The organism is Streptomyces sp. NTH33 (assembly GCF_003236365.1).
In the GTDB taxonomy this organism is placed as follows: Bacteria; Actinomycetota; Actinomycetes; order Streptomycetales; family Streptomycetaceae; genus Streptomyces.
On record NZ_POTZ01000254.1, the window covers coordinates 1 to 10527 of the forward strand.

Annotated in this window: 8 protein-coding genes and 1 tRNA gene; 3 read left to right on the plus strand and 6 right to left on the minus strand. The window is 71.1% G+C overall.

What is annotated here, in order from left to right; all coding sequences use genetic code 11:
- Positions 1-49 precede the first annotated feature (49 nt).
- Positions 50-1225, minus strand: coding sequence for a 4-hydroxybenzoate 3-monooxygenase (locus tag C1I97_RS22760; RefSeq protein ID WP_111005049.1), 1176 nt, complete (start codon positions 1223-1225; stop codon positions 50-52).
- A 178-nt stretch (positions 1226-1403) separates the two neighbouring features.
- Between C1I97_RS22760 and C1I97_RS22765 the strand changes: the two genes are divergently transcribed.
- Entirely contained in the window at positions 1404-1730 is a 327-nt protein-coding gene (locus tag C1I97_RS22765) for a hypothetical protein (protein ID WP_111005050.1), read from the plus strand.
- A gap of 14 nt (positions 1731-1744) precedes the next feature.
- On the opposite strand, the gene C1I97_RS22770 is transcribed toward C1I97_RS22765, so the two are convergent.
- Positions 1745-1831 (minus strand) — tRNA-Leu (locus tag C1I97_RS22770).
- A gap of 402 nt (positions 1832-2233) precedes the next feature.
- Between C1I97_RS22770 and C1I97_RS22775 the strand changes: the two genes are divergently transcribed.
- Together C1I97_RS22775 and C1I97_RS22780 are read left to right on the plus strand one after the other, a co-directional pair.
- Positions 2234-3061, plus strand: a complete 828-nt coding sequence (locus tag C1I97_RS22775) for an ABC transporter ATP-binding protein (RefSeq protein WP_111005051.1) — start codon at positions 2234-2236, stop codon at positions 3059-3061.
- A gap of 50 nt (positions 3062-3111) precedes the next feature.
- On the plus strand, positions 3112-5640 hold the full coding sequence (locus tag C1I97_RS22780; RefSeq protein WP_111005052.1) for an ABC transporter permease: 2529 nt from the start codon (positions 3112-3114) through the stop codon (positions 5638-5640).
- Positions 5641-5734: 94 nt separating this feature from the next.
- Here C1I97_RS22780 and C1I97_RS22785 read toward each other — a convergent pair whose 3' ends face one another.
- The 4 genes from C1I97_RS22785 to C1I97_RS22800 all read right to left on the minus strand — a co-directional run.
- Entirely contained in the window at positions 5735-7045 is a 1311-nt protein-coding gene (locus C1I97_RS22785; RefSeq protein ID WP_111005056.1) for an SAM-dependent methyltransferase, read from the minus strand.
- Positions 7046-7210: 165 nt separating this feature from the next.
- Positions 7211-8593 (minus strand): NAD(P)/FAD-dependent oxidoreductase, encoded by a 1383-nt coding sequence (locus tag C1I97_RS22790; RefSeq protein ID WP_111005053.1) that lies wholly within the window; start codon positions 8591-8593, stop codon positions 7211-7213.
- Positions 8594-9027: 434 nt separating this feature from the next.
- Entirely contained in the window at positions 9028-9969 is a 942-nt protein-coding gene (locus C1I97_RS22795; protein WP_111005054.1) for a Ppx/GppA phosphatase family protein, read from the minus strand.
- Positions 9966-10527: DUF501 domain-containing protein (locus tag C1I97_RS22800; RefSeq protein WP_111005055.1), on the minus strand; the 562-nt coding region annotated here is incomplete at its 5' end. The genes C1I97_RS22795 and C1I97_RS22800, both read right to left, overlap by 4 nt.

A 10527-nucleotide genomic window follows, 5' to 3' on the forward strand; every position in this document is an offset into this window, starting at 1 on the left:
CCTGCAGCTGGCCCGCCTGGACCGCGTCAGCTCCTGCCGGGCCCGTCCGTCAGTCGAGCGGGAACCCGGTGTAGCCCAGGGCGAGGTCGGTCTCGGCGGCCCGGCAGGAGCTGACGCGGTCCAGGCGGGCCAGCTGCAGGCGCAGGTCGAACGGGGTGGCACCGGGATCCCGGTGCAGCATCGTCGTCATGTCGTAGCTGAACCGCTCGGCCTGCCAGACGCGCCGCAGGCAGTTCGCCGAGTAGGCGTCGAGGAGCTCGGCGGATCCCGTCTCCTTCCGGTGCACCAGCGCCCGCGCGAAGGTGACGACGTCCCCGACCGCGAGGTTCAGCCCCTTGGCGCCGGTCGGCGGCACGATGTGGGCGGCGTCCCCGGCGAGGAACAGCCGGCCGTGGCGCATCGGCTCGTGGACGTAGGAGCGCATCGGGGTCACCGACTTCTGGGTGATCGGCCCGCGCCGCAGGGTCCAGTCGTCGTCCGTCTCCAGCCGCCGCTCGAGCTCGTCCCAGATCTGCTCGTCGCTCCACGTCCCGGCGTCGGTGTCCGCGGGCACCTGGAGGTAGAGCCGGGAGACGGACGGGGAGCGCATGGACAGCAGGGCGAACCCGCGGTCGTGGCGGGCGTAGACCAGCTCGTCGTGCGAGGGGGGTACGTCGGCGAGGATGCCGAGCCAGCCGAAGGGGTACGTCCGCTCGAACACCTGGGAGAGCGAGGCGGGGATCGCCTTGCGGGCCACGCCCCAGAAGCCGTCGCACCCGACGACGTAGTCGCACTCGAGGACGCCCTCGCGTCCCTCGTGGCGGAACCGGACGGAGGGGCGGTCGGTCTCGGCCCCCTCCACGGCCAGCGCCTCCGCCTCGAACAGCAGCGGGCCGCCCTCCTTGAGCTGCAGGGCGATGAGGTCCTTGCACACCTCGGTCTGGGCGTAGACCATCACGGACCGTCCGCCGGTGAGCGCGGGGAAGTCGACGCGGTGCCGGCGCCGGTCGAAGCGCAGCTCGATCCCGTCGTGCCCGAGCCCCTCGCGGTCCATCCGCTCCCCGGCCCCGGCGGAGCGCAGCACGTCGATGGTGCCCTGCTCCAGGATTCCGGCCCGCTGGCGGTGCTCGACGTAGGCGCGGTCGCGGCTCTCCAGGACGACCGAGTCGATCCCGGCGTTGCGGAGCAGCCGGGCGAGGAGCAGGCCGGCCGGTCCGGCTCCGATGATGCCGACGGTGGTGCGCATCGGTCGTTCCCTTCGGGTTGGCGTCGTTGCCCGGAGGCAGGTCGAACTGTCCATACGTTCGCCCAGTGAAGAATTCTTCACTCAAACGTCCACTGAGTTTCCGTCCGGACCCACCCGATGTCAATGGTGTCCCCGCACGTGAGCGCCCGCGCGTGCCGTGGTCCGGTCGAGGAACCGCGTGCGCCGGCCCGACGTGGTCCTGGGCATGACACCGAAGAACGCGAGGGGGCCCGTCATCGCCCACCTGGCAGCCGTGCGGTTCACCGGCTCCGCCCTGACCGGCCTCCAGCTCTACACGGTGACCCTGGCCCTCTTCGCCGAAAGCACGGCGGTTCTCGTCATCGCCCTCGCCGCCGCGGCCTCCCTGGCGGTGGCCGCATTCGCGGTCCTCGGAGCCATGGCCCGCCCGATCGTGCCGCTCACCCGGCGGACACGCGCCCGGCGATCGGGCGACCCCGAGGCGCACGGCATCGACGGAGCCGTACGGACGGTCCGCAAGGGATGACCGAGGGTGATGAGTGGTGCCCGGAGCCGGACTTGAACCGGCACGCCCGCGAAGGGGCAGCGAGGTTTAAGCTCGCCGTGTCTGCTTTCCACCATCCGGGCAGGCCATGAGGTCCGCGCTGGGGCTCCGAGCCTATCGGGACGCTCTCTCCGGGCGACGGGCGGGTCGACTCATGTTGTCTTATTTCATTGGTAACTGATGAACCATCAGCCCCACGGAATGGCCATCGGCACTTGCCAACGGCTTTGTGCGCGACGCTCGGCAGCCTACGCGGAATGACGGGATTTCACCGTCCGAACCAGGGCGCTCCACCCGTTCTGAACGTCCCTGGTCAGGGGCGCGTCTCAGGGGCGGTCGTCATTCCCAGGTATGACGTGTCCGGGTGAGGTCCGACCCGAGTCGGCCTCCGGAACCGGAACGGGGACTGACTACACGGGCGGGATCGGCCGCGACGATGGTTCGCGTCCCCCGAGAACCTCGTCGTCCCGTCAGGAGCACCACCCGTGACCACCTCTTCCATCGCCGTCGGCCGGACCACCGCCGTGGCCGCGTGCGCCAGGGACCTGTCGAAGATCTACGGACAGGGCGAGACCCAGGTGGTCGCGCTCGACCGGGTCTCGGTCGACTTCCGGCAGGCCGAGTTCACGGCGATCATGGGACCGTCCGGGTCCGGCAAGTCCACGCTGATGCACTGCGTGGCGGGCCTGGACACCTTCTCCTCCGGTTCGGTGCGCGTCGGTGACACCGAGCTCGGCTCGCTGAAGGACAAGCAGCTCACCACGTTGCGCCGGGACAAGATCGGTTTCATCTTCCAGGCGTTCAACCTGCTGCCCACGCTCACGGCCCTGGAGAACATCACCCTCCCGATGGACATCGCCGGCCGCAGGCCGGACAAGGAGTGGCTGGACTCCGTGATCGGGATGGTCGGGCTCGCCGACCGGCTGGGCCACCGGCCCTCCCAGCTGTCCGGCGGACAGCAGCAGCGCGTCGCCGTCGCCCGGGCGCTGGCCTCCAGGCCGGACATCGTCTTCGGCGACGAGCCCACCGGGAACCTCGACTCGCGCTCCGGCTCCGAGGTGCTCGGCTTCCTGCGCAACTCCGTGCGCGAGCTGGGCCGGACGGTGGTGATGGTGACCCACGACCCGGTGGCGGCGGCGTACGCGGACCGTGTCGTCTTCCTCGCGGACGGACGGATCGTGGACGAGGTGTACGGGCCCACGGCGGACGCGGTCCTCGACCGCATGCGGCGTCTTCCCGGGGGCGGCAACACCAGCGGCTCCGCCGCGCGGCCCCGGACCCCCGAGTTCGACGGCAAGGGCCGCGCCGGCTGATCCCCCTCCCCGTACCCCCCGTACACGTACGTCTGGACTGAGACAGAACCATGTTCCGCACCGCCTTGCGCAACGTACTCGCGCACAAGGCCCGGCTCCTCATGACCGTGCTCGCCGTGATGCTCGGCGTCGCCTTCGTGTCGGGGACCCTGGTCTTCACCAACAGCCTCTCGAACGCGCTCCAGAACAGCTCCGCCAAGGGCTTCGCCCATGTCGACGTGGCCGTGGAGGCCACGTACCAGGAGGGCAGGGGCGACCGGGTCGGCAAGCGGGCCGAGCTGACCCAGGAGCTGCTGGACGACAGCGCCCGCGTGCCGGGGGCCGCCTCCGCCATCGGTGTCGTCCGGGGCTTCACCGCGATCGCCGGCAAGGACGGCAGGCTGGTCGGGGACGGCTTCCGGTCCGAGGGCGGCAACTACTGGGGCAGTGAGGACCCCCGGTACCCGCTGAAGTCCGGCGCCGCCCCGCACGGCGAGGACCAGGTCCTCATCGACTCCGAGACCGCCCGCCGCGCCGGGTACGAGGTCGGCGACACCCTGCGCGTCTCCGTCGACGGGCCCGTCCTGACGCCCACCGTCACCGGAATCTTCACCACCGACGACGGCAACGTCGCCGCCGGCGGCAGCCTCGCCCTGTTCGACACGGCGACCGCGCAGAAGCTGTTCGGCAAGCCGGGCACGTACGACGAGATCGACGTGAAGGCGAAGGCGGGCACCAGCCAGACGGCGCTGAAGGCGCAGCTGGACCGGGCGCTGCCCGGCGACAGGACCCGGACGACCACCGGCGAGCAGCTCGCCGACGACCAGGCGCGGATGATCGCGGACTCGATGAGCGAGATGAAGCGGGGCCTGCTGGTCTTCGCCGGGATCGCGCTGTTCGTCGGTACGTTCATCATCGCCAACACCTTCTCCATGCTGGTCGCCCAGCGCACCAGGGAGCTGGCGCTGCTGCGCGCGGTCGGCGCCTCCCGCCGGCAGGTCACCCGATCGGTGCTGATCGAGGCGTTCGTGGTGGGCGCGGTGGCCGCCGTGACCGGTCTGGTCGCCGGTATCGGCATCGGCGCGGGGCTGAGGTCCCTGATGGGGTCGCTGGGTGCCACCGTGCCGGACGGGCCGCTGGTCGTCACGGCCGGCACGGTCGTCACCGCCCTGGTGGTCGGCGTCAAGGTGACCATGGTGGCCGCGTGGCTGCCCGGCCGGCGCGCCGCCAGGATCCCGCCGGTGGCGGCGATGAGCAGCGTGCACGCGAAGGCGACCACCAGGTCGCTGGTGCTGCGCAACACCGTCGGCGCCCTGCTCTCGGGGGCCGGTGTCGCGGTGGTCCTGACGGCCACGACGATGGACACCGACTCCGCCCAGGCCCCGATGGGTCTCGGCGCGGTGCTGCTGATCATCGGCGTGTTCGTCCTGACGCCTCTGCTGTCCCGCCCGCTGATCGCCGCCGCGGCCCCGGTCCTGCGCGCGTTCGGTGTCGCCGGCCGGCTGGCCCGGCAGAACTCGGTGCGCAACCCGCGCCGTACGGCGGCCACCGCGGCCGCACTGATGATCGGCCTGACCCTGATCACCGGTATGACGGTGATGGCGAGCAGCCTGCAGCAGGCGATCGACAGGATGGCCTCGTCCGCGCTCCGCGCCGACTACGTGGTGTCGATGGCGAACGGCACCTTCCTCTCCCCGGACATCGACAGGAAGCTGCGCGCCACCGAGGGCGTCACCGCCACCAGCCCGCTGCGCAACGCGCCCTCCCGCATCGGGGGCGAGACCGAGTACCTGACCGGCGTCGACGGCTCCGCGATCGGCGAGCTGACGGACCTGAAGGTGGAGGACGGCTCCTTCACGGTCGGCGGCACCCGGGTCGTCGTCGATGGCGAGACCGCCAAGTCGCACCGGTGGAAGGCCGGTTCGAGCTTCACCGTCGCCTACGAGGACGGCCGGAAGCAGAAGCTGACGGTCGCCGGGGTCTACGAGGGCAACGAGATGATCCGCGGGATCATGCTGGACAACGCCACCCTCTCCCCGCACCAGTCGGACCCCACCGACATGCAGGTCATGGTCAGGACCGCCGGCGGCGCGTCCGACGCGGCCAAGGACAAGCTGGTGAAGGCCCTCGGCTCCAATCCGGCCATCCAGATCATGGACAAGAAGGACATATCCAACAACATCGCGCAGATGTTCACGCTGATGCTGAACATGCTCTACGGCCTGCTCGCCATGGCGGTGATCGTGGCGGTCCTCGGTGTCGTCAACACCCTGGCGATGTCGGTCTTCGAGCGCTCCCAGGAGATCGGCATGCTCCGCGCGATCGGCCTGGACCGCAGGGGCGTCAAGCGGATGGTCCGTCTGGAGTCCCTGGTGATCTCCCTGTTCGGCGGCGTCCTCGGCATCGGGCTCGGCGTGTTCTTCGGCTGGGCGGCCGGTGAACTGCTCGGCACGAGGATGGCGACGTACGAACTGGTTCTGCCCTGGGGGAGGCTGGCCGTCTTCCTGCTGCTGGCGGCGACGGTCGGTGTCCTCGCGGCCCTGTGGCCGGCCCGGCGCGCGGCCCGCCTGAACATGCTGCAGGCCATCAAGTCGGAGTAGCCACGCGCGCGTGAAGGGCCTCCGTTCCACGGTGGAACGGAGGCCCTTCACGCGTGTCCGCCAAGCGGTCGTGCCCGCCAAGCGGTCGTGCCCGCTAAGCGGTCCGCGTGCCCCACGTACGGGCCCGCAGCGGCATTCCCGAGTCGCCGGACTCGGGGGTCTTCACGGCCAGCACCTGGTTGACGCCGATGCGGTTGCGCTCGAAGGCGACGGCCGAGGCCGCCATGTACAGCTGCCAGACGCGGGCGCGGCCGGGGCCGGCGAGCCGTGCCGCGCGGTCCCAGTGCGCCTCCAGGTTGGCGACCCAGCGGCGCAGGGTGAGCGCGTAGTGCTCGCGGAGCGACTCCACGTCGCGCACCTCGAACCCGGCGCGCTCCAGCTGGGTGACGGTGGTGCCGATGGGGGCGAGTTCGCCGTCGGGGAAGACGTAGGCGTCGATGAACTCGTCCACCTGGTACGTCGACTCGTCCCGTTGCGGGCGGCGGCCGATCTGGTGGTTGAGGAGCCGTCCGCCGGGTCCGAGCAGGGCGTACAGGGTTCGCGCGTACTCCAGATAGGGGGCGGCGCCGACGTGTTCGGCCATGCCGATGGAGGAGATGGCGTCGTACGGGCCGTCGTCCACGTCCCGGTAGTCCTGGACGCGGATCTCCACCCGGTCGGTGAGTCCTTCGTCGGCGACGCGTTTACGGGCGTACGCGGCCTGTTCCTGGGACAGGGTGACGCCGACGGCGCTCACGCCGTGCTCGCGGGCCGCGTGGATCGCCATGGAGCCCCAGCCGCAGCCGACGTCGAGGAGGCGCCGGCCGGGCTTCAGGCCGAGCTTGCGGCAGACGAGTTCGAGCTTGTCGCGCTGGGCCTGTTCGAGGGTGGCACCGGGTCCGGGGGCCGGCCAGTAGGCGCAGGAGTACACCATGGACGGGCCGAGGACGAGTTCGTAGAAGTCGTTGCCGACGTCATAGTGGTGGCTGATGGCGCGCTTGTCGCTGCGTCTGGTGTGCGTGCGGCCGCGGAGCCTGCGGACCTCCTCGCGGGGCGGGGCGGGCGGCAGCGGGGGCCCGGCCAGCCTCACCAGTGCGCGCGCGGCGGCCCGCGCCCCGGGGTCACGCAGGGTTTGGGTGAGCCCGGGGGCGTCCTCGCCGCGCTCCCAGACGAGGCCGGCGATCAGGTCCAGAGCGGTGTAGAGGTCGCCCTCGACGGTCAGGTCCCCGGCCACCCAGGCACGGGCCAGGCCCAGTTCACCGGGTTTGAACAGCAGCCGTCGCAGGGCGCGGCGGTTGCGTACGACGAGCATCGGTGCCCCGGGCGGCCCGGCCTGCGAACCGTCCCAGGCGCGGATCCGCACCGGAAGCGGGGTCCCCAGCAACTGTTCGAGAGAAGTCGTGAGCCGTAGCGCGGCGTCGGGCATGGTGAACACCTCCGTGACGACGAACGCCGGAATGTCGTCCACCACGTAAACACCAAGGCGCCCGCGACGCAGCCCCGCAACGGCGTCACGGATGGGCAAACACCCCGAAGGGCCTCCCGCACCACGGATGGCGGGAGGCCCTTCGGATCGTTCGGTGACCGGGCGTCAGGACGCCTTGGCCTTCTCCTCGGTCTTCGGCGCGGCGGCGACCGGCGCCGGCTTGGCGGCCTCGTAGAACTCCTCGCGGGGGTTCTCCATCGCGCCGAGGGAGACGACCTCGCGCTTGAGGAACATGGCGAGGGTCCAGTCGGCGAAGACGCGGATCTTGCGGTTCCAGGTCGGCATGGCCATGCCGTGGTAGCTGCGGTGCATGTACCAGGCGAGACGGCCCTTGAGCTTGATCTTCATCTTGCCCATGACGATCATCGCGACGCCCTTGTGGAGGCCCAGGCCCGCGACCGCGCCCTTGTTGGCGTGCTTGTACGGCTTCTGCTGGAAGCCCCGCATGCCGGAGATCACGTTGTCGCCGAGGGCCTTGGCCTGGCGCAGCGCGTGCTGGGCGTTCGGCGGGCACCAGGCGTTCTCGTTGCCCGCCTCGCGGCCGACGAGGTCGGGCACCTGGGCGTTGTCGCCGGCGGCCCAGATGTAGTCGGTGCCGGTGACCTGGAGGGTCGGCTGGGTGTCGACGTGGCCGCGGGGGCCGAGCGGCAGGCCGAAGCGGGCCAGCACCGGGTTCGGCTTGACGCCGGCGGTCCACACGATGGTGTTGGAGTCGACCTCGAGCCCGTTCTTCAGCACCACGTGGCCGTCGACGCAGGACTCCATGGAGGTGGAGAGGTAGACCTCCACACCGCGGCTCTCCAGGTGCTCCCTGCCGTACTGGCCGAGCTTCGGGCCGACCTCGGGGAGGATCTTGTCGGCGGCGTCGACGAGGATGAAGCGCATGTCCTCGCGGGACACGTTCCGGTAGTACTTGGCCGCGTCCCGGGCCATGTCCTCGACCTCGCCGATGGTCTCGGCGCCGGCGAAGCCACCGCCGATGAAGACGAAGGTGAGCGCCTTGCGGCGGATCTCCTCGTCCGTGGTGGAGTCGGCCTTGTCGAGCTGCTCCAGGACGTGGTTGCGCAGGCCGATGGCCTCCTCGATGCCCTTCATGCCGATGCCCTGCTCGGCGAGGCCGGGGATCGGGAAGGTGCGGGAGACCGCGCCCATCGCAATGACCAGGTAGTCGAAGGGCAGCTCGTAGGACTCGCCGACCAGCGGGGTGACCGTGGCGACCTTGCGGTCCTGGTCGATGGTGGTGACCCGGCCGGTGAGGACCTCCGCCTTGGGCAGCACGCGCCGCAGCGGGACGACGACATGACGGGGGGAGATGTTGCCGGCGGCTGCTTCGGGGAGGAAGGGCTGGTAGGTCATGTACGACCGGGGGTCGACGACCGTGACGGTCGCCTCGCCGTAGCGCATCTTCTTCAGGATGCGCCGAGCCGCGTACAGGCCTACGTACCCACCGCCTACTACGAGGATCCTGGGACGCTCCGTGGTGCTCATGGCATCGAGTATCCCCCCACCTCGGAGGGGGAGCTCGTGCGCCCCTTCACAAGCTTGGGCGGGGCCTGTGTTATAGTCCGCGCCTCTCTTCGCGCAGGGCTCGCCGCCGGAAGGCGGTCGCCGTCCGGTTCGGACCGTTGTCAAGGCCGTGTGAGCTGCTCCTCTGCACTGCCAAAGGCCCCGCGGGGAGGGACCGAACGGCCCTTGCGGATCCCCTGCCCGGCGTCTCCCCGAGCACTGTTTCACACCTGCTGAGCCCCCGAATGGGCCTGCGGAGACCCTTTTACCCTCGGGCCGTGCCGGTTTCCTTGTGAAGAACTTCACGAAGCTTCCCGGAGGACTGCCCCCAGGGGCGCCGGAAAAGGGCCCCTGGGCACCGCTCACACGGTATCCGACCCGCTCACGCGAACGCTACTGGCTGGTAATCAACGAGCCTACGCCACCGACCACGCGATGCCGTCGAGGATGTCGTGCTCGCTGACGACGACCTCCTCTGCACCGACGCGTTCCATGATCGTCAGCAGGACGAGGGCGCCCGCGCCGATGACGTCGACGCGGCCCGGGTGCAGGGACGGGATCGCGGCGCGCTCGGCGTGCGTGGAGTGGAGCAGCGCCCTGGTGATCTCACGGACGCGGTCGTGGGAGACGCGGGAGTGGTGGATGGCCGCCGAGTCGTACGCGGGCAGGTCCTGGGCGATCGCCGACACCGTCGTCACCGAGCCGGCCAGACCCACCAGGGTGCGCGCCTCGCGCAGCGGGACCGTCTCCTCGGCGCGGTCGAGCGCGGCCTCGATGTCGGCCCGCATGGCGGCGATCCGCTCCTCGGTGGGCGGGTCGGTGACCACGCCGCCTCGCACCAGGTGGCGCTCGGTCATACGGACGCAGCCCACGTCCACCGAACGGGCCGCGCGCACGTGGTCGTCGCCGACGACGAACTCCGTCGAGCCGCCGCCGATGTCCACCACCAGGAAGGGCCGGGCGAGGTCCCCACGCCCCGTCAGTTCCTTCGTGGCGCCCGTGAAGGAGAACTCCGCCTCCTGGTCGCCGGAGATCACCTCCGGCTCGACGCCGAGGATGTCCATCACCCCGCGGGTGAACTCCTGACGGTTCTCGGCGTCCCGGGAGGCGGAGGTGGCCACGAAACGCAGCCGCTCGGCGCCGTGCTCCTTGATGATCCCGGCGTACTCGCGGCAGGCCGCGAAGGTCCGCTCGAGCGCCTCGGGGGCGAGCCGGCCGGTGCGGTCGACGCCCTGGCCGAGCCGCACGATGGTCATGCGGCGGTCCAGGTCGACGAGTTCGCCGGTGGCGGGGTCGGCGTCCGCGACGAGCAGGCGGATGGAGTTCGTACCGCAGTCGACGGCGGCGACCCGGGTCACTGCTCGTCCTCCTCGACCGGCTTGGCGGCGAACCAGCCCGTGTCCGAGCCGTCCACCTGCCGCCCGTCACCGGCGGGCGGCGCGGCGACCGTCACGCACGGGCCCTTGCGCCACCACTCGGGCAGCATCGCGATGGCCTCGTCACCGAGCGGGTTCACGCCCGGGCCGGCGGCCAGCGAGTGGGCGACCAGGACGTGCAGGCACTTGACCCGGTCCGGCATGCCGCCCGCGCTCGGGAAGCCGGTCAGCTCCTCGATCTCGTCCCGGCGCCGGATGTAGTCCTCGTGCGCGGCCCGGTACGCCGCCGCCAGCTCGGGGTCGGTGGCCAGCCGCTCGGTCATCTCCTTCATCACGCCCTCGGCCTCGAGGGTGCCGATGGCGGAGGCGGCGCGCGGACACGTCAGGTAGTACAGCGTGGGGAAGGGTGTGCCGTCGGGCAGCCGCGGGGCGGTCTCCACGACGTCCGGCCGGCCGCAGGGACAGCGGTGCGCGATCGCGCGCAGCCCGCGCGGCGGCCGCCCGAGCTGCTGCTTGAAGGCCTCGACGTCCGCGTCGGTG